Below are 23,941 nucleotides of genomic sequence, written 5' to 3' on the forward strand. Positions count from 1 at the left end.
AGCATCGCGCCGGGCGAACCGCCCTGCAACTTCACCTGCAGTCTTCCCACGTTTTTGCAGCGCAGTGCCGTTCCTGCGCCTAGATGGTGCCCGCTTTGCGCAGTCCTGCGATCTCCTCGGCCGAGAGACCAATAAGTTCACTTAGAACCTCGTCCGTATGCGATCCCAGTTCGGGAGCTGGTCGCATCGCAGGCGCTGGCGTTCGGTTCAGCCTCGGCTGCGGTGCTGGCATTTTGAGCGCACCGTACCGCGGATTCTCGACGGTGGCGATGGTGCCCCGCGCTTGATACTGCGGATCGACAACGATGTCCTCGATCGAGTAAATGAGAGAGTACGCCAGGCCCTTTTCATCGAGGATCTGACAGAGTTCCGGAATGGGCCGAGACTTGATCCACTCCCCCACGAGTCGATTTATCTCCTCGATGTTGGAGATGCGATCCGCGTGAGTGGTGAACCGATCATCACCGATCAGCTCCGGTATTGCTTCGCACAGGCGGCGGAACATGCGGTCCGAGGATACTGTCAGGACGATGTGGCGCCCATCGATCGTTTCGAAGTGGTCCCCCGGCGCGGCCGCGAAATGAAGGTTCCCTGTGCGCTCGCGCCTGTCGCCAAACTTATCGAACGCGGTCACCATCACATCAGTGAATCGGAAGACCGTTTCATACAGCGAAAGGTCGATCTGCTGGCCCTTACCACCGCCAACGTCCCTGTTGTACAGGGCCACCATCGTCCCGAAAGCTGCAAGCACCGCTGTCTGGTAGTCAGCGATGGCAACGCCAACCTTCACGGGAGCCCGATCCGGGTAGCCTGTCGCGTTCAACACCCCGCCCAGCGCCAGACCCATTCGGTCATAGCCCGCTCGAGAGGCATATGGGCCAGTTTGTCCGTACCCGGAGACGCTGAGCATTACCAACCCGGGGTTCACCTGTTCTAGGTCTTCCCAGGCAAGGTTCCATCGTTCCAAGGTCCCTGGACGAAAATTCTCCACCAGGACATCGGCGGTCTTCACTAGCTCCTTCAGGATCCGTTGCCCCTCGGGTTGACGTAGGTCCAGCGTGATCGATTTTTTATTGCGCCCCTCGACGTTCCACCACAAGCTCTCACCGTCGCCCAAGCTCGGGCCGATATGACGCAAAGTGTCACCTTTGCCGGGTTGCTCAACCTTGATCACCTCCGCGCCGAAATCGGCCATCAGAGTTGCAGCCACGGGTCCAGCGACCATGGTGCCGACATCGATCACTCGTATGCCTGACAACGGTCCTTTGACGTTCTGTTCCATAGATCTCATTCCTCAAATCTTGAATACGCAGGTGAGGGGCCTCGGCCCGGGACGCATCGTCGTCTATCTACCCTGAAACTGCGGAGGACGCTTTTCCCGGAATGCCGCCAGCCCTTCTACGCGATCGGCAGAGTGGCTATAAAGGTTTACCAACGCCCGTTCGTAGCGCAGTCCGATTTGTGCCGGCTGATCCAGAGAGTCATTTAGCGCCTGCTTCATTTTTGCCAACCCGAACGGGCTTTTACCGGCAAGCTTGCTGGCCAGTGCCGATACCGCGTCATTTAGGCCTTCGCCAGGGACGACCTGGCTTACCAAGCCCATCGCCAGCCACTCGCGGGCGCTAGGCATATCGCCCGTGAACATCAGATACTTGGCATTGTTAAGGCCGATCTTGCGCGGCAAACGCACTGTGGCGCCCGCCCCAGGGAACATAGCGTAATTTGAATGGGCGTCCCCGAGGACCGCCGCCTCCGCCGCGATCACAACGTCGCACGCCAGCACCAATTCCAGACCACCGGCGATAGCGATACCATTAATCGCCGCGATCACAGGTTTAGTGCACTCTTCGATGAGGTTCGTGAGTTCACCAATTTTCTTCACAAAACGAGCACCCTCTTCGGTACTGCGCTTTGCACTGTCCTTCAAATCCGCGCCGGCACAGAAAGCCCTACCAGTTCCAGTGAGGACAATAACCCGCACATCTGGATCTTCATCAGCCTCCTGAATGACCTTGGTGAGATCATCAACAAGCGACGCGGTAAGCGCATTCAATGCCTGCGGCCGGTTTAGCCTTAGCCACAAGACGTGCTCGGACTGCTGCAGATGAAGTTCGTCCGTCTCCGTTGACAGCTCTATAGACATTCGTTTTGCCCTTCTCAATTAGCTACGTTGTGTCATGCCCGGGCATTCCGTTGACGCCCCGCCTTTGGTAGTTGTTGGCCGACCTGGCTCAAGTCCATTGGACGGTGAAACCCTTTTCTTCGTGGCGGGCCACCTCTCATCGCAGTCCCAACCCCTTCGCAACGATGCTGCGCAGCACCTCTTTGGTGCCGCCGCGGATCGTGCAGGAGGGCGCGTTCAAGACCACGTAAGCCAAAGCCGCCCGATATGAGTCAGCGGCGCCCGGGTCTGGCTCGGCTTGCAGCGCGAGCCGCAGGATCTCGGGAATCTCCTGCTCGAAGCAGGTGCCCAGGTCTTTTACCAGCGCGGCGTGCAGTGCGGCATCCTGACCATCGGCGATCATCGTAGCCACACTGCGCGACATCCGCCGCAGCGTGGTGAGGTGGGCCACCAGGCGCCCGAGGGCCCTGGCTCCCACAGCAGACGGCTGGTTCTTCACGACACGAACGAATTCTTCCAACACACTGAGATGCGACAGGAAGCGCTCGGGCCCGCTGCGTTCAAACGCCAGCTCACTCGTCACCTGTTTCCATCCATCACCTTCGACGCCGATTAGCGCCTCGTCCGGGAGAAACGCATCCTGTAGATGCACTTCGTTGAACTCCTGCCCTCCAGCGATGTTTACGATCTGCCTGCACACGATTCCGGGCGTCTTCATGTCGACCAGAAACTGGCTCAGGCCCGCGTGGCGCTCCTGGCTTGCCGGCGAGGTGCGGCAAAGCAGGATCATGTAGTGGCTGCGGTGTGCATTCGTGGTCCAGATCTTCGCCCCGTTTACGAGCCAGCCTCCGTCTACCTTCGTGGCGCGGGTGCGTACAGAAGCCAAGTCCGACCCAGAGTCCGGCTCGCTCATGCCGATACAGAAGTAGGACTTGCCGGCGGCGATGCGGGGCAGGATTTCTTCACGCTGGCTCTCACTGCCGAACCGGAGCAGCAGTTGGCCGCTCTGCCGGTCGGCTATGGAGTGTGCAGTGATCGGAGCCCGGGCGGCGAGCAGCTCTTCCATAACCACATAGCGTTCAACGAGGCCGTAGCCGCCACCGCCATAGCGCTGGGGAAAGCCCATCCCTATCCATCCGCGCGCGCCAAGCGCTTCGCTGAATTCAGGATCGTAGCCACCAAAAACGCTGGCTGCATGCGGGTCGCCCCGCCAATCAAAATCGTCCAGGAACTCGCGTACCTCTGCTCGCAGCCGCTCGCCGACCTCCGACTGCCGCGGTGGCGGAAAGGACAGGTTGCTCATCGCGTCGCTCCTATGTCGAGGCTGCTTCTCGTCGGCGCAACTGTGCGCCAGAGGGTCTTCTCAGATTCATTGATGAGGATGCTTTCCCCAAGTAGGTCGGCCCAGAACGCTTCGCTGCCGTATTCGTCGCGCCAGGACCAGAGTCGTTTCGTGAAGCGCTGCAATTCGTGTTCCTCAGTGAAGCCGATCGCCCCGAATACCTGGTGTGCGATGGCAGCGGCTTCTCCGGCTGCTTCCCCAGTGCGGATCTTCGCGCTTGCCACTGCAACGCTGTGCATGAGTGACTCATTCTCGCCAGCGATCCAGTCGTCAATCGCCTCACTCCCGGCTTCGGTCGCTGCACGCGCGGCTGCTGCCTGGGTCGCAAGTACGGCAATGTTCTGCTGGACCGCTTGGAACTTGCCAATCGGCCTGCCGAATTGGACCCGCATGTTGGCGTAGTCCACAGTCAGGGTCAAAGCACGTTCGATGGCGCCTGCCATCAGAGCACTGCGCGTGATTGCAGCTACCGCCTGCAGCGAATTCGATTCAAACGGCGCAGGCACCACCGCATGCGGCACTACGCCTTCGAAGGCGACGTCATCGCGCGGCTCCCCTGCGAGATTGTGACCGGGCGTAATTGAGATGCCCGATGCATCGCGGGCAACTACGATCAGTTGGGCTTCCGGGCCCTCACTAATGAATACGATGTGCGTGCAGGCACTGCCCCAAGGCACCCGTACAAGTGCCCCGCCGACGTGCCACTCGTCGCCGGTGCGGGTGAGCCGGACCGGTTCCGAGAGCGACGAAAAGCCGAGAGTCGGCAGTTCTATCTCTTCAACACCTGCAAGATCAACGAGCCAGTGCCCGATCATTGCCTCGGCCATCGGCACGGCAGCTGCGTGCTTGCCTGCGATTGCCAGAAGCTCGCAGGCAACTGCCCAGCTCACGCCCACGCCGCCCTTGCTTTCAGGCACCAATGCCTTGTCAAATCCAACGCTTTTAAGGACCTCCCATAAGTCAGAGGGTCCCTCAGCGAAAATGCTCGCTGCCGTTTGATGGAGCATCTCGCGAGTTTCATCATCCATCGTTTGCTCCTTCCTTCTGTTCGCGATCGGAGGGCGCTGCGAACGTGTGTTCGACTAATTGCACTACCTGATCCTTAATTCCACGTATGTCTGCCGGCGAACCTTGTATAAGACGTTGCGATGCAAGGCCACGAAGCGCGCCCACAACGAACTCAGCTCCGAGCGCTGGATTAATATCGCGGCGCACCTCGCCCTGCTCAATTCCGATGCGAAGGTTGTCCTCCAGCCAGGCAAACATTTCGCGGTTGTATACCGCTACTACGTCGGCCGTCTCCGAGTCTTCGAGCAAGGACTCCGCCAGCAGCAACAGGAGGGTTCGGGTGTTTATCCACTTCGGATCGCTACGCCCCAGGTACACGCGGACATAGCCAAGAACCGCCTGCAGGCCGGCAGGAGGCTTTGGCGCATCTTGCATCTCCTGCGCGAACGACCGATTGATGTGCAGCGTCAGGGCACGCAACAGCGCACCTTTGCTGCCGAAGTGGTGCGCGGCTTGTCCCCGGCTGTAGCCAGCCGTGAGGCCCACCTCCGCCAAGGTCATTCCGACCCATCCTTTGCGCGAGAGCAGGGTCCGCGCTGCCGCAAGAAGCCTCATCTCAGCTTCCTCGCGCCGCTCTTGCTGCGTGCGGCGTTGGGGCGGCGAGGTCTGCGTTTCTTTGCTTGCTACGCGTTTGCTTCCCCGGACAGTCTGCCGCCGTAGCTCAGCCTCTTCTTGAACAGTCCAACTGGGTGAAGGCCATCCCGCTGCTTCTTCGACTTCTTGCCCTTTGCGCACGTCTTACTCCTTAGAACGCCCTTGCAGCATAACAACTTACTGGTCAGCAATCAAGAACTTATTTGTCGACTATCAATCAAAGAAGAATCTAGCAGCCGATCCCGGAATGCGGCTGGGTAAGCAGCGCCTGGTCCGGTGGACTTTTTAGAAGCGAATCAAGGGAGCCAGACAAACCCCACTCCACCAACCCCCGCGGTCCCTGGTGGGCCTGAGCAGGCATTCACATTGTTGGCGCCGCAACCCAAGAAAGCACTTGTGACGTGGAAAGTGTCTCAAGGGGTCCCAGGGCAAGATGGGCTCTGCAGCTGGGCCTGCCGCTTGTCCAGGTGAAACCGCTGGCCATTGACTCTTTCGGAGGCGCCCGTCCGGTCCAAATAAGGAGTGATGCCACCGAGGTGGAGCGGCCAGCCAGCGCCAGCGATCATGCAAAGGTCCACGTCCTCCGCCGATGCGACCACTCCTTCGTCAAGTAGAAGCCCGATCTCTTGCGCCAAGGCGTCCTGGACACGTTCAAGCAGTTCCTCCGAAGTCGCAGGGCTGTCAGTGAACTCCAGGATTTCCAAGGTGGACCGTGGGATGTGCGGGCTGCCATCGGATTCATCAGACCAGAACGAGGTGATGCCATGGTCTATCAGTCTCTGGAGATTAGTCGAGATGGGGAACCGGTCGCCGAAGGCGAGATGGAGGGATTCGATAACATGCTGCGCCACAGGAAGACCGATCATGGCCAAAAGCCGAAATGGCGTCATTGGCAGTCCCATGGGCTTGAGTGCCTTGTCGGCGACGTCAGCAGGGGTGCCCGCGTCAAAGGCCCTCAGGACCTCCGCAACCAGCCGCAGTAGTACACGGTTAACCACAAATCCTGTGGCATCACGGATGAGCACCGAGGTCTTTTTCAGCGTGCTACCGAGGACGAACGCTGTGGCCAAGGCTTCATCATTGGTTTTGGCTGCCTGCACAACCTCCAGCAGGGGCATGGCGGCGACCGGATTAAAAAAGTGAAACCCGATGACGCGTTCCGGGTGCAGGAGGTCTGCGGCCATCTCCGTCACCAGCAGCGAGGACGTATTGGTGGCAAGAACGCACTTTTCGGAAACGACGGACTCGACTTCTGCGAGGACCTGCTTCTTGACAGAGAGTTCTTCGAAGACCGCCTCGATCACGAAGTCAGCGTCGGCAAAGGCGGTTTTGGACACCGAGCCGCTAATAAGGGTTTTAAGGCGATCGGCGTCGTCCAGGGAGATGCGTTTGCGGGTGAACAGCTTGTCCACCTGGGCGTGGACGTCACCTACACCTCTATCTACGCGGCCTTGGTCGATGTCCGTCATCACAACGGGTACCTGCAGCTGTCGGGCAAACAGCAGGGCCAGCTGCCCGGCCATCAGTCCAGCGCCGACAACTCCGACCTTGTTGATCGGGCGGGCCAGCGCCGGATCAGGCGCATTCGACGGATTCTTGGCTCTACGCTGTAGAAGTTCAAGAAACGCATACACGGAATCCTTGAACTGCGGTGTCAGGATCAGTTCGCCGAGTGCGTTGACTTCCAAATCCGCGGATTGTGCCTGATCCAGACTCCTGCCCAGTTCGAGCAGATCCAGCAGACGAGCAGGGGCAGGTGAGGCATTGGAGGTCTTGGATGCAACGATGGCCCGACCCGCAGCCACGGCCGCATCCCATTCTTCCCGAGAGGAGCCGGCAACCGAGGCCCGCCGTCGGTCAAGTTCTTCCCGGAATGCCGTATCGGTAATAACCCGGTCAGCCCAGGCCAGTGACTGACTCAGGAAATCGGGACTGTCGAATACAGTGTCTGAAATACCAAGCTCATACGCTGACCTGCCGTCAAGAACCTTGTTGTTAGCCAGTGGGTTCTCGATCATCAACTTCACCGCATTAGTGGGCCCGATGAGCCGGGGAAGTCGGTACACTCCGCCCCAGCCGGGCACCAGGCCGAGGTAGGCCTCGGGCAGAGATATCCCCTTCGCGTCCGATGAAATTGTACGGTAGCGCGCTGCCAACGCGACTTCCAGCCCGCCGCCTATGGCCGCGCCATTGACGAAGGCGAAAGTTGGAACTTTTATTGCCGCGAGTGCGCCAAACACCTGATGTCCTAGACGTGCAACAGCTCGGGCCGACTCCAGGTCCTTCACGCATTTCAGAGACTTTAAGTCTGCGCCGGCCACAAAAAAGCGATTCTGGCCGGTGATGCCAACGCCAGCCACGCGTCCTGAGTCGACGCCCTTCGCGACTTCCGCAAGCATCCCGTGGAGTGCCTGCAGCGACTCGGGGCTAAAGGTGGCGGGCTTGCCGTCACCACCGGTCAGAGTGATCAGCGCGAAGTTGCCGGCTCCAGGCAGCTGGACCTCTGTCAATTGCACATAGGGCGAGAGCCCGCCGAGGGGCTTGGCATCCGGATCACCGGATTGAGCTTCCGTGCGAGTCGGGTTTGTCATATGTCATTCCTTAGTCGAGGGAGGCAGTAGTGGCGGTCCGACACCGTCAGATCGGCTCTCTACAGAAGGGCATCGCGAGGTCACCGGGAAACCTGGTGGGCGACTTGTGCGGCGGGGATTGCCCGGGAGGACGAGCGCCTACTTTGCGTTAGCGTCTCCGCACCTTGGGAATATGATACTTGCTTAGCAACTATGATATTACTGTAGTTTTTGGCAAGACGAGATTTAGACCGGCGCATGCCCAGGCCCGAGGCGGAACTCTCTCAGCTGAGCATCCGGTACCAGGGCTCAGTCGCTGCTCGCCTCGGACGCCAGCTTTCTGAGAACGGGAATGACTGCCTCGAGCACCCTGCGGTCTTCCGGCGTCAAGCGCTCGCTGACTGTCCGGTCCAGCCAGCCATACCCAACAGACACCTCCTGAGAAAGTTTTTCGCCGCCCTCCCGCGTAAGTTCGATCCAGACCCGGCGACGGTCCACGTCATCAGGTACGCGCGTCACAAGCTGCAGCCGTTCCAATTCCCGCGCAGCGAGCGAGATGCCCTGAGGGCTGACCCGTCCAGCCACAGCAAGTTCCGAAGTGGTGGCCCGTCCGTGCTTGGACAGATATCTGAGAATGCCCAGCTTTCCAGGCGAGAGGGTCCGTTCTACGTTCAAGCGCGCCAGTAGAGGGTGCAGCGCCTCAAAGAAGGAGTGTGTCATTTTCTTCTGGTCGATCATGCCTCGAATATACAACCGACTTGATCAACCTGCTTGCTCTTTCATGCGAAAATCCTCTCTGGCAGGGCGCGTATCGACTCCTCGCCCAGAAAGAAAACGATCGCGACGCTGGCCTCATGCGGCAACCGAGCTTGAGGTTTCGGACACGACTGGTCGGGCGTCCAGCCGTGTCCAGAATCCTGCGAGGCGGTCAACCGACTGCCGAGATCAGGCCTGAGCGTCGCGGATGGCTCGATTCACGGCGGAAATGACAGCCTTGAGAGCGGCCGTGCTTGTGTTGGCGTCGATGCCGACGCCCCACAGCACGCGCTCCCCCACTGCACACTCCACGTAGGCTGAAGCCATCGCGCTACCGCCCTCTGAGAGGGCGTGCTCGCTGTAGTCCAGCACTCTGAGGTCCACACCATCCTGCTGGAGGATGCTCAGCAGGGCAGCGATTGGGCCGTTGCCGGTACCGGTGCGCTGAACCTGCACGCCGTCTACGGTGAGTGAGGCGTGAAGCGTCATGCCGCCGTCGTCATCTGTTTCCGTCTTGACCGCGCCCAGCGAGTATCGGCCCCACTGCCCGTCAGCCTCGCGGGAGGGCAGATATTCGTCCTGGAAGATCTGCCAAAGCTGAGCGCCGCTGACTTCCCCGCCCACCGTGTCAGTGCGTCGCTGGATGACGCCCGAGAACTCGATCTGGGCACGTCGCGGCAGATCCAGGCTGTGCTCGGTCTTAAGCAGGTAGGCCACTCCGCCCTTGCCGGACTGGGAATTGACCCTGATGACTGCTTCATAGGAGCGACCCAGGTCCTTGGGGTCGATGGGCAGATACGGAACCTGCCAAGTGAAGTCGGAAACGTCTTTGCCGGCAGCGGCCGCGTCCCGTTCGAGTGCTTCGAAGCCCTTCTTGATGGCGTCTTGGTGTGATCCGGAGAACGCGGTGAAGACGAGATCGCCACCGTAGGGCGAACGCTCCGGGACGGGCAGCTGGTTGCAGTACTCCACCGTGCGCCGGACCTCGTCGATATTGGAGAAGTCAATCATGGGATCGATGCCCTGGACGAAAAGGTTCAGGCCCAGGGTGACAAGGTCCACGTTTCCGGTCCGCTCGCCGTTGCCGAAGAGGCAGCCTTCGATCCGCTCCGCGCCAGCCATGTACCCCAGTTCCGCGGCAGCAACACCCGTTCCGCGGTCGTTGTGTGGGTGCATGGACAGGATGATGGCCTCCCTGGGGTGCAGATGACGGCTCATCCACTCGATCGAATCGGCGTAAACATTGGGAGTAGCCATTTCCACGGTTGCGGGCAGGTTAATGATGACCTGCCGGTCAGCGGAGGCTTCAAAAACATCGGCCACGGCATTGCACACCCTCACCGCGTACTCCAGTTCCGTGCCCGTGAAGGATTCCGGGGAGTACTCATAGATGATATGCGTGTCAACGAGCGTTTCCTCGTATTTTTTGCAGAGCCGGGCGCCTTGGAGGGCGATATCCAAAATTCCGTCCTCGTCTTGGTTGAACACCACGCGGCGCTGCAACACCGAGGTGGCGTTGTAAAGATGGACAATCGCCTGCTTGGCGCCCACCAAGGATTCGTAGGTCCGCTCAATCAGGTGTTCGCGGGCCTGGGTCAGGACCTGGATGGTCACATCGTCCGGGATATGGTTGCCCTCAATGAGCTGCCGGACGAAATCGAAATCGGTCTGGGAGGCGGACGGGAACCCGAGCTCGATCTCCTTGTAGCCCATGCGGACCAGCAGGTCGAACATCTTCATCTTGCGCGCCGGGCTCATGGGATCGATCAGAGACTGGTTACCGTCGCGCAGGTCCACGGCGCACCAGCGGGGCGCCTTGGCGATGATTTTGTCCGGCCAGGTGCGGTCTGGCAGTTCCACCTTGATCTGGTCCTGGAACGGCGTGTAGCGGTGGGCGGGCATTCCTGAGGACTTTTGTGCGTTTTGCATTACGGGAGGCCTTTTCTTGAGATCTTCATTGAAGGGTGGCCGGGTAACACGAACTCCGCGACGAGGATGGCCTTGCGCTAGATTGCGCCTGAGGACTCGCCGCGGCAGCTAAGGGGCGGGAGCTCCGTGCGCACGATCTGAAGGTAGGACGAGTGCTCGGACGAAAGGGCGCTGCTGCTGTTGAGTCGGACACCAAGGGCCTGCAGGTCATGGACGACCATGTCGAGCATCGCACTCCTCTCAGTTGACCTGTCGCGGGATCGGTTCCGCGGTCGTCCGCGCCGGGGAGGTGGCTTCTTAGGGCCGGCGAGTTCGGATTGCGGACTTCTGGACGGGCCGTGTTTTGTCAGCTCAACCAATGGGTCGAAAAAGAGGGGCAAGCCCGGCGTGTGGGGTTCGACTGCGACCGGAAAGCTTGTTGCTGGCTCTAACTTCTTCACTGCATTTCACCTCCAGGCGCGCGTTGGTCGAGCAGTTCCGCTAAATGCAGGCTCTTGCGGTCCGGGTCCAGCTGCTTGACCTGCATGGCGCAGCTGAAACCGTCGGCCAGAACGGGGACGTCGGAGGCTGTTTTAGACAAGGCCGGAGCCAAGGCCTGTTCGGCCACCTTCATCGAGATGGCGTAGTGGTTGGCTTCAAACCCGAAGTTCCCGGCGACCCCGCAGCAGCCTGTGGCTTCGTTGACGTTTGCGACACCGAGGGCGGCCAAGGCCTTTCGTTGGACGGTGGCCCCGAAGGTGGAGTATTCGTGGCAGTGGGTTTGCACGGTGACGTCCGTCGGCACGGCAGGTGGTGTCCAGCCGCCGTCGACCCATTCCTTCACGGCCTCCGCGAAGCTCCGGATCCTGTGGGAGACGCGTTCGGCCGCTTCGCTGCCGAGCAGTTCGGGTGCGTCCTTCTTCAACGCCGCGGCGCAGCTAGGTTCAATCACCACGATGGGGGTATCGGCCCCGTCGTCGAGCTTCGCGACCGCATTGCCCATGAGCTTCTTGGCGGTGTCCAACTGGCCGGTGGAGATCCAGGTCAAGCCACAGCAAGCATCGGACTCGCAGCCGACAGTGCGACCTGTGCTTTCCATGACCCGGGCCGCAGCCCCGGCAACCTCAGGCCTGAAGCCCTTGGTGAACGAGTCCACGAAAAGGACCGCATCTGCCGGGGCCGATGAATCCGCGTAGGGCGCCAATTCCTTGCGGAGCATGGCCCGGGAGGCAAACTTCGGCATCTTCCGGTGCGTAGTCAGCCCGCCTGCTGCGGCCACCACCTTGCCCAGCGGACTGGCAAGGACTAGGTTCACGAGCGGGCTGATCAGGGTGGTCAGTTTCAGCCAGCGCGGCAACCAGCCAAGGGAGAAATGCGACATGGGCCGCAGTTTGCCCTCGTAGTAGTGGGAGAAGAACTCCGACTTGTACGTGGCCATGTCCACCCCGGCAGGGCAGTCGTTGGAGCAGGCTTTACACGCCAGGCACAGATCCAGTGTTTCCCGGACATCCTTCGACTTCCAACCTTCGTCGATGCTTTTGGCACCTCGGACCATGTCCTGCAGAGCACGGGAACGGCCGCGCGTTGAATCCTTTTCGTCCCCTGTGGCTCGGTAGCTCGGGCACATGACGCCACCGGCATCGGATCGGCACCTGCCCACGCCAATGCAGGACTGGACGGCATGAACCCACGGGTCAGCACCGGCGGCCGCGGCCTCGACCGGACGGAGCTCAAAGTGAGTTCGCCACTCGCGTTGGGGAATACCTTCGTGCGCCAAGTTGGCATCCATGGGGTCCGCATCTGTCATGGATCCTGGGTTCAGGATGCCGGCAGGGTCCCAAAGTCCACGGTAGGTCTCAAATGCTGCGATCATTTTTGGGGAATACATGACCGGCAGAAACTCCGAGCGGGCGCGTCCGTCGCCATGCTCACCAGACAATGAGCCACCGTGCCGCACTACGAGGTCAGCTGCGGCGTGGGTGAACTTACGAAAGACGCCCCGGCCCTCCTCGCTACGCAGGTCATAAGTGATGCGGATGTGCATGCAGCCTGCACCAAAGTGCCCGTACATAATTCCGGTCAACCCGAACTCAGCTAAAAGGTCACGGAAATCGGACAGATATGCGGCCAGGTTCCGCGGCGCAACAGCTGAGTCTTCCCAGCCTGCCTGTGATTCCCCGCCGCTTGCCGGCCGGGAGGAAAGACCCGCCCCGTCTTCCCGGACCCGCCAGAGGGTGGCGCGCTGGACGAGGTCTGGAACCGCGCGCCCGTCCACCATCCGTCCGTTTGCCGCCAGCCGTTCGAGGAGCCGGGACGCTTCCCCGGCTACCTGCTCGGGGTTGTCCCCGTCCAAGTCCACATAGAGGAAGGCCTTGCCTTCGGGCAGGCCCAGAACTGAATCGGGTCCGCGTCGCAACTTCATTGTGTCCACGATGGCCTCGTCAATGCCCTCGACGGCGGCGGGCGAAAATTCCAGGATGGTCTCGATATCCTTGGCGGCGTCCACGACATCGGCGTACCCGAGACACACGAGGAGGGCGCTGGGTGCTTTAGGGACGAGTTTCATGCGGGCCCGCACGACGATCGCGCAAGTGCCCTCGGTTCCCACGAAGGCTCGGGCCACGTTGAAACCATTTTCAGGCAGGAGGTTGGCCAGGTGGTAACCGGAGACCTGGCGCTGGATACGGCCCAGCTCTACCCGAAAACCTGCCAGGTTGTCCTGGGCGAGCTGCTTAAGCTCCTCCCCCAGCTCAAAGGCGCGGGAGACCGAGAAGGTATCGGCTGGGTCAGTTGCGCGCAGACCGGTCGCCGTGGCGGTCAACTGTGCGCCGTCGGAAGTGACAACGTCAATCTCCAGCACATGATCAGAGGTGCGGCCGTAGCGTACTGAGTGATTACCGCAAGCATCGTTCCCGAGTGAGCCGCCGATCGTGGCCCGGTTCTTTGACGAAGGGTCCGGTGCGAACGTGATCCTCCCACCGGTGACCCTCTCTGTCTCAACGGTCAGGTGGGAGAGGACGACGCCGGGGTCGACGTCGACGGTTTTGGTGGCCTCATCGACGCTGTTGATCCGGTTCATGTACCGGGAGAAGTCCAGAACAATGCCGGGGCCTATGGCGTTGCCGGCCATGGATGTCCCGCCACCCCGGCTCACCAACGGTGTGCCGGTTTCCCGGCATGCGGCCACCGCAGCCACGACATCCTGGACGCTTCGTGGGAAGACCACGGCAACAGGCGGAACCCTGTAGTTGGACGCGTCATAGGAATACGCGGCAATACGATGGCCCATTTCTTCGGCAAGCACGCCCGCGGCTTCCAGCCGGGCAAGGACCGGTGCACGGCCCGGTGTGGAGAGGACATCTTGAGTCATAGCGTTATCAGGCTCCAGTTTCGTCCCGGTGAAGCCGGGCACGCACGTCGGATATGCAATATTGAAAAAATCTTCTGGTGACAAACCTGTCCAGTTGGAGAGGAACATCTCCCGGAAACAGCGTGGCTGCCCGCAGCGACGTTGACGCGCTCTGGAGAGCGTCCGTCATCAGAGCGTCCGGATCACCAGCGTGGGCCACACTTGCTCCTTTGTCCTCATGACAGTTTCATCCGCTCTGCGGCACATGCGTCACGCTACGACGACTGCTCCGGCGATGCTACTGGAATTGCACCAACCCCCTCACCCAAACTCTGGTGAAAATATTGGTAGTGGGTTGGCAGTGCGGCATCCCCGAATGCGCAACTGGTATAGGCACGCGAAGCTGTATCAAGACCGCTTCCGGGTATCCGTCATGCTCAGTTGCCGCAGGCGGTGGAACTCCTCTACTTCATCAAGGCGTAGGCACACCGACTCGATTGCCCGTTTCCCCGAAAGCACTTGCTCGGTGGTGCGCATTACTGCAATTTCATCCAAAATTGCCAGCGTTGGGGGGAGGAGCTTAAGCCTTCCGGCAGCTTCGTCTGAAAGGATCCTTCGCACCAGCATCCATTGCGACGATGTTGCCTCCGTCGTGACATGCTGGGGCTCCAGATCGGGCGCTACAGCAGTCACAAAAAAGAACGTATCGAAACGTTTGGGAAAGCCCTCAGGTGTGATCCAGTTTGCCCAAGGGACCAAGTCTTCTGGTTGTAGGACAACATCGCATTCTTCTGCCAGTTCACGCACGGCGGCAGACAGGAGGCAAGCGGCAGTTTGTGGCGCACTCGTTGCATCCGTTCCAACCCTGGTCCGCCGCCATGCCACCGCCTGAGAGTCCAACAGCGTTCTGCTCAGCGCCGATGGCAAGGAGTCAGCAGCGTCGACGCGGCCTCCTGGAAATGCGACCACACCAGCAGCAAAATCCATCGTTAGTGCCCTGCGTTGGACAAAGACTTCAACTCCGTGCAGGGAATCCCGCATCAGGACCACGCTTACTGCAAGCCGCGGAACCGGTGGGTCCATTGCGCATATCTCCTCACCAGCGGTAATGCTCATTGATTCCTCCTGCCGAGTTGCCCAACTCTCGTTGTCATGGTGTGTAAGCAGCAGACCGATACAGGAGAACGACCCAGAAACCCTCTTGGCAGACGTCGCCTCGCTGATTGAGTATCTGAAGTCTGGTTTTCACAATGCCCCGGTCCGGCTTAGTCGCAGAAGGCCGGAGCTCTACTACCTCTTCCCGTACAGCAATGGTGTCGCCGATGCGAACAGGTGCAATGAGGTTCCAGTCATGAATGCCGAGAAATGCTATGGCCGAACGTTCCTTCCACCCCATTCCCATTTCCAGGCCAAAAGCGATCGCAAGTGTCCCAGGACCGTGGAAAACCCGTTCTCCAAACTGAGTACCACGGGCATACTCCTGGTTGGTGTGTAGGGGGTGCATATCCCCCGACCACGTCGCGAAGGTAACCAGGTCCGTCTCTGTAATCGTTCGCCCTTGAGACGACCACGAATCTCCTGTTTGGAGATCCTCAAAGAATCGGGTTGCTGAAGGGATCAGACGATTCTCGGCCCCTGCATCCATCTTTGCTCCTGTTCGGTTACCGCCTAGGCCCCGGAAGGGCCCCAGCCGGCTTCGAGTCGATCCGCATTAAAATCACGGCCAGTAGCCCCCTCATAGGATGCTGAATCTCTCGGGACGATTCGGATTGGCTTCCCTCCGGAGAGCTCTTCGGATACGTGGGCGATAACCCCAGGCAGCGTCGAGAGCAAGGCAATACCTGTCCCTTCTTCTGGCGTGAAGCCGAGCCCCAGCAGTATCGCGGCCATAACACCAACGTCATTTATCGGGATGTCCGACTTACCTGGGAGTTTCGTGAAGGCCCTGTGCACTGCCTCGTACACTTCAGCCGCCTGATCCCACAGACCTTCCTGCATAGCAATCGATCGGAGCCGTTCAGCGCGAGGATCAACAACCTTAAAAATGGGGTGCCCCAAGCCCGGGATGCGTTCCCTTGCTTCACGCATGCGGTTTACCTTATCCTCAGCGAAAGCTTCGAGCGTGAGGCCGGATCCCAGAAACTCCGCATGCGTAGCCCGGATGAAGCGGCCGCTGTCCTCAGTCGCCAGCGTGTGCTTCCCGACAGATAAACAGGCGGCTGACATGCCGATAGCCATACTTGGATTGGCGGAGACAGCAAACCTTGCGGCCACTGTCCCGGGCTTTTCAAGACCATAATCCAAGATTCCGCTGAGGACTGCGTCCAGCGCCCGTATCTCATGGTCCGAAGGGATCCGACCACGGATCACGAGAAATATGGCTGCCGTGAAGGGGATTTGCCCGATCAGATCCTCAAGGTCATAGCCGCGAACATAAACGTTCGTATCAGTGACTTGGCTAACAGAGGATGACCAATAAGCCCCAGACTGGTCTGCAGTATCCTTTTGCAATGTTTCTCCCGAACCGTCATGTGTTTCAAAGGGCCTGCGGTGCTAGGCAAGATGACGAGCCAAGCTCCAAAATATGTCGGCCATGTCCTTGAACTTTAGAATCAACCGCATCATCCTGGCATTGGAGATTTTCTGAAGCCGTGACCTCCAGGCGGAAAATTACTAACGCATCTGCGCAAGTGCTGACGGATCAGTCAAGCGACGAAAACGTGGCACTGCTTGGAGCCGGGTCCCCCAGCGTACGGTCAGTTGGGGGACCCGGAGTTGGTACCGGCATAATCGTTGCCCTTCCCGTTCTGTGGTCTGGGCGCCTTGATTTGCCGGAATCTGGTGACGGTTTGTCGTACCCGCCACCTTAAAGCGACAAGACGGGTACCGGCCCCGGAATTTTTTCAACGCCCGCCACCCGCCCCTAGTCAAAGTACAAACGCGGGGCGCCAGCGCCCATCCTCATCCCTCACTTGCGAGTCCATAGTGGGCGGCCCAGATACCGAACCTCCAACCCGGCTCCTGTAGCTTCCACGACAACGTCGACAAAAAGCCGTGAAGATGACAGTTTCACTCGGAAGATCCCCAACGTAGTTTGTAGGGCATGGGAAGCAAAAGCGTAATTATCACCGGATCCGGCTCTGGCATCGGCCGGGCCATTGCCCAGGCATTCGTCGAAGCAGACTACGAAGTCTATGCGAGTGACGTTTCAGAGGAACGTTTGGCGGAGACCCGGCAAGAGCTCGGCTCTCCGGACTCACTGCACACACGGGTCGTAGATGTTAGCGACTACCACTCGGTGTCTGCCTTGGTGGACGAGGTTGTCGAGAAGACCGGCAAACTGGACGTCATGGTCAACAGCGCGGGAGTCTTCGACGGGTATGCCGACGTGCTCGAAACGACGCCCGAGTTGTGGGCCAAGATTATCGGAGTCAACCTGACAGGAACGTTCTACGGCTGCCGTGCAGCGGCGCAGGCAATGACGAAGCAGAACTCGGGTCGCATCATTACAATCGGCTCCGTCGCGGGCCAAAGGGGCGCAGCAGACGGCATCTCCTACGTCGCGTCCAAGGCGGGCATAGAGGGGCTGACCCGTCGTCTCGCCATCGATGTTGCTCCACACGGGGTAACCGCCAACGTTGTCGCCCCGGGCGTCATCAAGACAAATCTTCGTGCGACTTCTGAGGAGATCTTGGGTGATCTCGTTTCGACGCAGCAGCGAGGCATCGGGGTGTCGCCTGAAATTATGGACTTCCTCATTCCGGCAAAACGATCGGGCGAACCCTCAGAGGTGGCGAGCGTAGTGCTGTTCCTCGCGTCCGACGCTGCTGGTTATGTGAACGGGCAAACGATCCAGGTCGACGGCGGCTGGAACGCGACGTAGTCCTGCCGACCGTGTGGCCTGCTAACAACAGCTACCCCACCAACTCCCCCTTCGGGGCAAACATGAACCAACCGGAAACCAGGATGATCTTGGGCTCCGAAGTGAAAGGTGTATAAGTGATCAAGACAGCATTGACGGAAGCCCTGGGCCTCCAATACCCCGTCTGCTCCGCCGGCATGGCGCGTGTGGCGCAGGCCGAACTCGTCACCGCGGTCAGTAACGCTGGCGGCCTGGGATGCCTGGGCGGCGTCAGCTTCATGCCCGATGACCTTCGCGCCGAAATCAAGAAGATCGAAGCTGGAACCGACAAGCCCTATGCAATTAATCTCCTGCTACCGGACTCACTCACCACTGAAGATGAAGCACAGTGGGCGCCAGTGCGCGAACTGTGGCAATCGCTTTCGGGTGCAGACCAAGAAAAGCTTGCAGGTGTAGAGGCGCTTTTGACGCCTGGGGCCGTTGCAGACCAGGTGCAGATTGTCCTGGATGCCGCACCCTCGGCAGTTGTTTTGACGTTCGCTACACCGGACTGGTTCATCAAAGAGTGCAAGGACCGCGGAATCACGGTCTTCTCTCTTGTCGGCTCCGTGGGCAAGGCCCAGGAGGCCAGCGCAGCGGGTGTCGACTTTATTGTCGCTCAAGGAACTGAGGCCGGCGGCCACACCGGATACGCATCCACTATGACCCTTGTCCCTGCCGTAATTGATGTGGTGGATCAGCCAGTCCTGGCCGCCGGCGGGATCGCCGATGGACGCGGCCTGGCCGCCTCCCTGGCTTTGGGCGCGGCGGGCGTCTGGGTGGGAACGCGATTCATTGCCAGCCCCGAAGCATATGGGCACGACAATTTCAAGAACCGAGTGGTGGAAGGATCCTTCAAGGATAGCACTATCACTTACTCGTACAGCGGTAAGCGTATGCGTGCATTCGAGAACAAATGGACCTCGGAATGGGAGTCTTCTGACAAGAAACCCGCAGGATTTCCTGGACAATACGCCGTCGCCGGCACGCGGGTCGAAACCGGATATCAGGATGGCGACATGGACTTCGGAATGATGCCCGTGGGCCAGACCATGCAGCTTGTCCACGAAATCCTGCCCGCTGGGGAGATCGTCAAGAATATGGCAACGGATGCAGAAAAGATTCTGCGTGGACTTGCCGCCGGCAAATAGCAGGCATCGCCAATAAAAAGGCAAAGGGCCCGTTGAGTTAGACGAGTCCGACTCAACGGGCCAGTTGGAATCTTCCAACTATCAAAAGAAAGTGAAAGCGTAAATGAATGAATCGTCGCCGGAGCTAACGGATCCTGTCTCCGCAGCGCTGGAATCCATCGCCGAGCAATACCCCGATAAGACAGCGATTGTCGACGGCGACACCTTCATGAGCTACAAGGATCTCCAGACATCAATTGAGCATCGCTCAGCCGTGCTGCTTTCGGCCGGGCTCAAGCCGGGTTATCGGGTGGCCCTCGTCGCGGAAAGCTCAGCGGACTATCTCTCCACAGCCCTCGCTGTATGGCGAAGTGGCGGCGTATTGGTTACTGTCTATCCTTCTTCGGGTCCAGAGGACCTTGAATATGCCATCGCCACAAGTGACCCGGCGCTGATAGTCATCTCCGAAAGCGTTGATCGTGCGCATATCGCCCCTGCCTCACGAAATGCCCCGATTGTCGATATCGTTGACTTCCACGTAACCGAGGTTCGGCACGACGCTCTACCCAACCCCGAGGGTCTTCGCGAACCCCTTTCCATGATCTGCTTCTCGTCAGGCACCACGAGCCGCCCGAAAGCGATCATGCTTTCTGCTACAGCCATTTATAACTGCGCGGACACCTACGGCGAAGTCTGGCACCTTTCGTCCGAAGACAATGCCATCATCTGCCTGCCGATGGCATGGCTCTATGGGCTTGCTAGCACATCCCTGGCCGTCCTGCTGCGCGGCGGGACAGTGGTGATAGTCCGGAGGGCCCGCCCGGACATGATAGCTCCGGCCATTGAGGAGCATTCGGCCACATTCCTTGCCGGCGTGACGGCGACTTTCGGAAAGCTGGCCCAATACGCTGAAGCCCGGGCCGGGGATCGGCTGGCTTTCCCATCACTTCGACTGTGCATCTCAGGCGGAGAGCCCAGGAACGAAGCAGCGTTCAGCCGCTGGGAAGCCCAGACTGGACTACCCGTCCTGGATGCGTACTGCGCCTCCGAATGCCTCCCACTGGTGACTTACGACCCCATCGCGAACCCAACCCCTAAGCCAGGGTCGGCGGGCAAGCTTGTGCCCCGGTCGAAGCTAAAGGTTCTCGACGCCGACGGAGCGGAAGTTCCACCCGGGCAGGTTGGGGAGGCGTACTCGACTGGACCGGGGCTTATGCTCGGCTACTGGCGTGATGAAGAACAAACGCGGACAGCCATCACTGATGACGGCTGGTACCGCACAAAAGATCTTGTTCGGGTGGATGAGGACGGTTTCGTCTACGTGGTTGGGCGGCTCTCAGACGTCATCATCCGTGGTGGAACAAACATCTCGCCGGCGGAAGTTGAGCGTGTACTTCAGGAGCACGCCTCCGTTGGTGAAGTGGCCGTTGTTGGTCTTCCCGATGACGTCTACGGCCAGCGCGTGGTTGCTGCCGTCGTCCCCAGGGGCATAGAGCCCCTCGACGAAGCCGACCTGAAGGGATTCGCTGCCGCCCGCTTGTCGTCATACAAGGTTCCAAGCGAGTTCATCGCCGTCGACTCGCTTCCAGTGAATTCGACAACCGGCAAAGTCAATAGGCGGGACGTGGCGACACTGTTGACAGCTGAAAAGAGCCAGGGCAGGGCTTAGCAGCCGGCTCCTAGGCCGACAAATCACGAGACGGCCACCCTCATACGTGTTGCATCAAGACGAAGTTAGGACATGACGAAATGAAGCTCGACAAGGCCGGTGTGGTTGTTGTAGGCGGCGGAATAGTGGGTGTATCAACTGCCTATTTTCTTGCTTCAAAGGGGCACGATGTTGTGCTTCTCGAACAGCGGGAACTTGGCCACGGCGCTTCCGGGCGAAATCTCGGCTTCCTCCACATGCAGAATCGCCACGGCGACTACGCCGTCGAACTGACCCGTGCAGGGAGGGCCCTGTACGACGACTTTGCAGACATCCTCGGGCCATCCTTCGAATACAGAAGCAACGGTGCCATGACGTTCTTCTACACGGACGATCAGCGGCGAGTCTATAAGGAATTTGTGGAAGCCCGGATCGCAGACGGATTCAAAGCCGAGCTCCTTGACGACCAGGCCGCTCATGAAGCCGCCCCGATATTGCCGCCCGATGTTATTGGAGCCACGTTCAGCCCCGAAGATGGCCAAATTCGTACCCCGAAGTTCGTCCGTGCCTTGGCGCAGGAATGCCGCAGGCTCGGTGTTCGAATTCATGAAAACACGCCGGTCCTCGGACTCCTGCGGAACGGCTCGAAAGTCGTCGGAGTACGAACAGCCGGCGGCAGCGTTTCAGCGGACAACGTCGTTTGGGCGGGTGGTGTGTGGTCTACAATGCTCGAATCAGAGGGCGTAACCGTACCCATCAAGCCGCACAGGCTGGGTGCTGTCCTACTGGCTCCTGTAGAGGAGAAGCTCGATAAAATCCTCAATGGACCGCTTGCTGCGAAGCAATACGCCCACATCCGGAACCTCCCCAGTTACCGGGACGAGTACTTCACCTCCCCTTCAGAGGACCAGTCACAGGGCCTCGAACACATGGAATGTGTGGCCAAGACCGAGGACGGGAATCTATTCATTGGCTGCCCAATGGACTACCCCGACCAACTCGACGACAGGATGCCTGCCGCCGGTCTAAAGCTGGCCATCGATTCATTGCTCAAAACCTTCCCGAACTACAGGTCTCTCGGTATTGAACGTGCCTGGGCTGGCCTCGTCCCCGCCACGGCTGACTCCCTCCCGATCGTTGACGAGGTGGAGGAACTTCCCGGGCTGATTCTGGCCACCGGGCACGTCTACGGCAACTTGGCCGGGCCGATCACGGGAAAGCTGGTGGCCGAACTGATCTCAGGCGACCGCCTCAGCCACTCCCTCGACGAACTTTCCCTCTACCGGTCGTCCCTGACCACCCCGGTAGACGGAGTCATCCGCTATTAGCCCCGGGCACCCGCCCTGCCACAAGAGCACCAAAAACTATACGGAAGTGAAAGAAACATTGACTACTCATCTACTCGGCACGACCAATGAGTCAGCCGTGCGCTACCTGGACGAGTTGGAACTTGGACAGCAGTGGAACTCGGCAGGACGGACCGTCACAGAGTTCGATGTCGTAACGTTCGCCACCTGGTCCGGAGACATGCACCCGCTGCACACCAACGAGGAGTACGCCAAAACGACAGAATTTGGCACCCGGCTCTTCCATGGTCCCGGCGCACTTTCAATTGCCTTTGGGCTGGAAATGGCGCTGGGATGGAAGAACGGCTCAGCAATCGCCTTTTTAGGAATTGACAACTGGAACCTCCGTGCCCCGATCCGTATTGGCGACACCATCAGTGTCCGCGAAGAAGTGATTGGCATCAAGCCGTCTGCCAGCAAGCCCGACCGGGGTGTTGTGACCACTCGGGTTCAAATTCTGAACCAGGACGGCGTGATCTGCCAGGAAGGCGACTGGATCGTCCTTCTTTCCCGGCGGCCAGCCTAGGCTGGCCGCTCGAACCAGAACATTCGGCAAGGCGAACTCCCTTGCCTGAAACAGAAAGTTGCTCGTAGTGCCTCTTCATCTACCCGACGGCAAACGCCTCGCCGTTTCTCTAAGCCCCGACTTTGATGCCCAAAGCGTATGGCTAGGCACTTTTCGATCAACGTCCCAGTCCTTGATGTCCCGAGGTGAATTCGGCGCCTTAGTCGGCGCCCCACGACTCCTTGACGTTTTCCGTCGCTACGGAATCACTACGACGTGGTGTGTGCCCACACACACGATGCAAACGTTCCGCAGCTCAGTGGATGCAATTGTCGAATCCGGCCATGAAATCGGCGCTCATGGTGTCTACCACGAATATGTGCCTTCCCTCGATCGAACCGAGGAGGAACGGCTGCTGGAACTTCAAATAGCCCAGCACGAAAAGCTCCTGGGTAAACGTCCTCGGGGATACCGATCTCCTGCATTGGATGTTACGGACAACACCCTCGATCTCCTTGCGAAATTCGAGTTTGACTGGGATTCATCTCTCATGGGGAGGGACTTCGAGCCTTACCGGCCCCGGATGGTGGTCGGCATTAGCGAGGAAGAAGGCAACACCTTCGGCCCGGAGAGCAGCGTACTTGAGTTCCCTGTCTCATGGTTCCTCGACGATTTCCCCGAACTCGAATCTTTCAAGGGAAACGCGCTCATGCAGAGCAACGAGACGGTTCTGGCTCGTTGGATCGACAGTTTCAATTTCGCCTATGAGCGATGTGCCGGGGGCGCAATGACGTGGACACTACACCCGCAGACCATTGGACGGGCACACAACCTTATAATGCTCGAAAAGTTCCTCGACCACGTCACTTCATTTGAAGGTGTATGGTTTCCAACGCTCTCCGAGCTCTTCAACTGCTGGCAAGACGACGCTGCGCCAGCGGCGGCATCCTCCCCCGCAGGTTCCAGAACCCTCCTGAATGACCTCGATCCGCTAGATAGGATGATTCCGTGATCAGAATGCTTCTCATAGGTCCTCCCGGAGCTGGCAAAGGTACGCAAGCAAGCTACATTGCAAAGAGGTTCGGGATCGTCAGCATTTCAACCGGGGACATCTTCCGCGAAAATGTCAAAAATGAAACACGCTTGGGCCAAACGGCTAAATCATATCTGGATGCAGGGCAATTTGTGCCCGATTCGGTGACGAACGCGATGGTTCGTGAGCGCCTGGAACAAAACGACGCGGACAACGGATTTCTGTTGGATGGATATCCCCGCACTCTAGGTCAGGTTGACTATCTCGACGTGATCCTTGCAACCAAGGGGCGCGAGCTTGACGTCGTACTGCAGCTCACTGCCGATACAGAAGAACTGGTCCAGCGTTTACTCCAGAGAGCTGAACGCGAAAACCGCTCGGACGACACTGCGGAAGTCATTAGAAACAGGATGAAACTGTATTTCGACCAGACAACCGCCGTTACGTCCCGGTACGGCGAACGCGGCATCTTAACGGAGGTGGATGGGCTGGGAAGTATCTCGGACGTATCCAGCAGAGTTTCGACCGCACTGGATCTTACTCTCGGATTGTCATCAAGGCAGACCACCGCCGTAGCGGCTAATGGCAGACTCGAGCCGGCGCCTGTTCTAGTTGCCACGGCACTCCCCTAAGAATTCGTGTCCTAGTCTCCTTGAGAGGCCTCAGCTC

Annotated in this window: 20 protein-coding genes; 7 read left to right on the forward strand and 13 right to left on the reverse strand. The window is 59.4% G+C overall.

Annotated features, from left to right (window positions below):
- Positions 1 to 79: 79 nt before the first annotated feature.
- The 13 genes from AC1DD5_RS22135 to AC1DD5_RS22195 form a co-directional block, all read right to left on the reverse strand.
- A complete protein-coding gene (locus tag AC1DD5_RS22135; protein ID WP_477522786.1) occupies positions 80 to 1,282 on the reverse strand; it encodes a CaiB/BaiF CoA transferase family protein in 1,203 nt (400 codons plus the stop codon).
- A 63-nt stretch (positions 1,283 to 1,345) separates the two neighbouring features.
- Positions 1,346 to 2,143 (reverse strand): enoyl-CoA hydratase/isomerase family protein, encoded by a 798-nt coding sequence (locus AC1DD5_RS22140; protein ID WP_477516745.1) that lies wholly within the window; start codon positions 2,141 to 2,143, stop codon positions 1,346 to 1,348.
- Between the two features lie 136 nt (positions 2,144 to 2,279).
- Positions 2,280 to 3,425, reverse strand: a complete 1,146-nt coding sequence (locus AC1DD5_RS22145; RefSeq protein WP_477516746.1) for an acyl-CoA dehydrogenase family protein — start codon at positions 3,423 to 3,425, stop codon at positions 2,280 to 2,282.
- Positions 3,422 to 4,492, reverse strand: a complete 1,071-nt coding sequence (locus tag AC1DD5_RS22150) for an acyl-CoA dehydrogenase family protein (protein WP_477516747.1) — start codon at positions 4,490 to 4,492, stop codon at positions 3,422 to 3,424. The genes AC1DD5_RS22145 and AC1DD5_RS22150 overlap by 4 nt, the downstream gene beginning before the upstream one ends.
- Entirely contained in the window at positions 4,485 to 5,267 is a 783-nt protein-coding gene (locus AC1DD5_RS22155; protein WP_477516748.1) for a TetR/AcrR family transcriptional regulator, read from the reverse strand. The genes AC1DD5_RS22150 and AC1DD5_RS22155 overlap by 8 nt, the downstream gene beginning before the upstream one ends.
- A 272-nt stretch (positions 5,268 to 5,539) precedes the next feature.
- Complete coding sequence (locus tag AC1DD5_RS22160) at positions 5,540 to 7,717, reverse strand: 3-hydroxyacyl-CoA dehydrogenase NAD-binding domain-containing protein (protein ID WP_477516749.1); 2,178 nt, start codon at positions 7,715 to 7,717, stop codon at positions 5,540 to 5,542.
- Positions 7,718 to 8,005: 288 nt separating this feature from the next.
- Positions 8,006 to 8,434 carry a MarR family winged helix-turn-helix transcriptional regulator gene (locus AC1DD5_RS22165; protein ID WP_477516750.1) on the reverse strand — a complete coding sequence of 143 codons (429 nt, stop codon included), beginning with the start codon at positions 8,432 to 8,434 and terminating at the stop codon, positions 8,006 to 8,008.
- A gap of 207 nt (positions 8,435 to 8,641) precedes the next feature.
- Positions 8,642 to 10,381: a 2-isopropylmalate synthase gene (gene leuA / locus AC1DD5_RS22170; protein ID WP_477522787.1), complete on the reverse strand. Its 1,740-nt coding sequence runs from the start codon at positions 10,379 to 10,381 to the stop codon at positions 8,642 to 8,644.
- Between the two features lie 77 nt (positions 10,382 to 10,458).
- Positions 10,459 to 10,611 carry a hypothetical protein gene (locus AC1DD5_RS22175; protein ID WP_477516752.1) on the reverse strand — a complete coding sequence of 51 codons (153 nt, stop codon included), beginning with the start codon at positions 10,609 to 10,611 and terminating at the stop codon, positions 10,459 to 10,461.
- A gap of 206 nt (positions 10,612 to 10,817) precedes the next feature.
- On the reverse strand, positions 10,818 to 13,730 hold the full coding sequence (locus AC1DD5_RS22180; protein WP_477516753.1) for an FAD-binding and (Fe-S)-binding domain-containing protein: 2,913 nt from the start codon (positions 13,728 to 13,730) through the stop codon (positions 10,818 to 10,820).
- A gap of 387 nt (positions 13,731 to 14,117) precedes the next feature.
- The gene (locus tag AC1DD5_RS22185; RefSeq protein WP_477516754.1) at positions 14,118 to 14,825 is read right to left on the reverse strand and encodes an NUDIX hydrolase; all 708 of its coding nucleotides are present in this window, start codon (positions 14,823 to 14,825) and stop codon (positions 14,118 to 14,120) included.
- Positions 14,826 to 14,859: 34 nt separating this feature from the next.
- A complete protein-coding gene (locus AC1DD5_RS22190) occupies positions 14,860 to 15,354 on the reverse strand; it encodes a MaoC/PaaZ C-terminal domain-containing protein (RefSeq protein WP_477516755.1) in 495 nt (164 codons plus the stop codon).
- A gap of 23 nt (positions 15,355 to 15,377) precedes the next feature.
- Positions 15,378 to 16,220: a citryl-CoA lyase gene (locus tag AC1DD5_RS22195; protein WP_442006385.1), complete on the reverse strand. Its 843-nt coding sequence runs from the start codon at positions 16,218 to 16,220 to the stop codon at positions 15,378 to 15,380.
- A gap of 592 nt (positions 16,221 to 16,812) precedes the next feature.
- On the opposite strand from AC1DD5_RS22195, the gene AC1DD5_RS22200 reads away from it, so the two are divergent.
- The 7 genes from AC1DD5_RS22200 to AC1DD5_RS22230 all read left to right on the forward strand — a co-directional run bounded on the left by AC1DD5_RS22200 (position 16,813) and on the right by AC1DD5_RS22230 (position 23,904).
- Positions 16,813 to 17,592: an SDR family NAD(P)-dependent oxidoreductase gene (locus AC1DD5_RS22200; RefSeq protein WP_442006384.1), complete on the forward strand. Its 780-nt coding sequence runs from the start codon at positions 16,813 to 16,815 to the stop codon at positions 17,590 to 17,592.
- A 116-nt stretch (positions 17,593 to 17,708) separates the two neighbouring features.
- Positions 17,709 to 18,761: an NAD(P)H-dependent flavin oxidoreductase gene (locus AC1DD5_RS22205; RefSeq protein ID WP_442006383.1), complete on the forward strand. Its 1,053-nt coding sequence runs from the start codon at positions 17,709 to 17,711 to the stop codon at positions 18,759 to 18,761.
- A 103-nt stretch (positions 18,762 to 18,864) separates the two neighbouring features.
- Complete coding sequence (locus tag AC1DD5_RS22210) at positions 18,865 to 20,409, forward strand: class I adenylate-forming enzyme family protein (RefSeq protein ID WP_477516757.1); 1,545 nt, start codon at positions 18,865 to 18,867, stop codon at positions 20,407 to 20,409.
- Positions 20,410 to 20,489: 80 nt separating this feature from the next.
- Positions 20,490 to 21,716 (forward strand): NAD(P)/FAD-dependent oxidoreductase, encoded by a 1,227-nt coding sequence (locus AC1DD5_RS22215; RefSeq protein WP_442006381.1) that lies wholly within the window; start codon positions 20,490 to 20,492, stop codon positions 21,714 to 21,716.
- A 46-nt stretch (positions 21,717 to 21,762) separates the two neighbouring features.
- Positions 21,763 to 22,260 carry a MaoC/PaaZ C-terminal domain-containing protein gene (locus AC1DD5_RS22220; protein WP_442006380.1) on the forward strand — a complete coding sequence of 166 codons (498 nt, stop codon included), beginning with the start codon at positions 21,763 to 21,765 and terminating at the stop codon, positions 22,258 to 22,260.
- 175 nt (positions 22,261 to 22,435) lie between these two features.
- Positions 22,436 to 23,251: a polysaccharide deacetylase family protein gene (locus AC1DD5_RS22225; RefSeq protein ID WP_477516770.1), complete on the forward strand. Its 816-nt coding sequence runs from the start codon at positions 22,436 to 22,438 to the stop codon at positions 23,249 to 23,251.
- 5 nt (positions 23,252 to 23,256) lie between these two features.
- Positions 23,257 to 23,904, forward strand: a complete 648-nt coding sequence (locus AC1DD5_RS22230) for an adenylate kinase (protein WP_442006423.1) — start codon at positions 23,257 to 23,259, stop codon at positions 23,902 to 23,904.
- Positions 23,905 to 23,941: the final 37 nt, after the last annotated feature.

The sequence above is a fragment of the Paenarthrobacter sp. 10L420 genome (assembly GCF_056395385.1).

What these genes read in the sequence shown, in the direction of transcription:
- AC1DD5_RS22135 (WP_477522786.1), bottom strand. Translation starts at nt 1,282, where the DNA reads ATGGAACAGAACGTCAAAGGACCGTTGTCAGGCATACGAGTGATCGAT.
- AC1DD5_RS22140 (WP_477516745.1), bottom strand. Translation starts at nt 2,143, where the DNA reads ATGTCTATAGAGCTGTCAACGGAGACGGACGAACTTCATCTGCAGCAG.
- AC1DD5_RS22145 (WP_477516746.1), bottom strand. Translation starts at nt 3,425, where the DNA reads ATGAGCAACCTGTCCTTTCCGCCACCGCGGCAGTCGGAGGTCGGCGAG.
- AC1DD5_RS22150 (WP_477516747.1), bottom strand. Translation starts at nt 4,492, where the DNA reads ATGGATGATGAAACTCGCGAGATGCTCCATCAAACGGCAGCGAGCATT.
- AC1DD5_RS22160 (WP_477516749.1), bottom strand. Translation starts at nt 7,717, where the DNA reads ATGACAAACCCGACTCGCACGGAAGCTCAATCCGGTGATCCGGATGCC.
- AC1DD5_RS22165 (WP_477516750.1), bottom strand. Translation starts at nt 8,434, where the DNA reads ATGATCGACCAGAAGAAAATGACACACTCCTTCTTTGAGGCGCTGCAC.
- leuA (WP_477522787.1), bottom strand. Translation starts at nt 10,381, where the DNA reads ATGCAAAACGCACAAAAGTCCTCAGGAATGCCCGCCCACCGCTACACG.
- AC1DD5_RS22175 (WP_477516752.1), bottom strand. Translation starts at nt 10,611, where the DNA reads ATGCTCGACATGGTCGTCCATGACCTGCAGGCCCTTGGTGTCCGACTC.
- AC1DD5_RS22180 (WP_477516753.1), bottom strand. Translation starts at nt 13,730, where the DNA reads ATGACTCAAGATGTCCTCTCCACACCGGGCCGTGCACCGGTCCTTGCC.
- AC1DD5_RS22185 (WP_477516754.1), bottom strand. Translation starts at nt 14,825, where the DNA reads ATGAGCATTACCGCTGGTGAGGAGATATGCGCAATGGACCCACCGGTT.
- AC1DD5_RS22190 (WP_477516755.1), bottom strand. Translation starts at nt 15,354, where the DNA reads ATGGATGCAGGGGCCGAGAATCGTCTGATCCCTTCAGCAACCCGATTC.
- AC1DD5_RS22200 (WP_442006384.1), top strand. Translation starts at nt 16,813, where the DNA reads ATGGGAAGCAAAAGCGTAATTATCACCGGATCCGGCTCTGGCATCGGC.
- AC1DD5_RS22210 (WP_477516757.1), top strand. Translation starts at nt 18,865, where the DNA reads ATGAATGAATCGTCGCCGGAGCTAACGGATCCTGTCTCCGCAGCGCTG.
- AC1DD5_RS22215 (WP_442006381.1), top strand. Translation starts at nt 20,490, where the DNA reads ATGAAGCTCGACAAGGCCGGTGTGGTTGTTGTAGGCGGCGGAATAGTG.
- AC1DD5_RS22225 (WP_477516770.1), top strand. Translation starts at nt 22,436, where the DNA reads ATGTCCCGAGGTGAATTCGGCGCCTTAGTCGGCGCCCCACGACTCCTT.
- AC1DD5_RS22230 (WP_442006423.1), top strand. Translation starts at nt 23,257, where the DNA reads ATGCTTCTCATAGGTCCTCCCGGAGCTGGCAAAGGTACGCAAGCAAGC.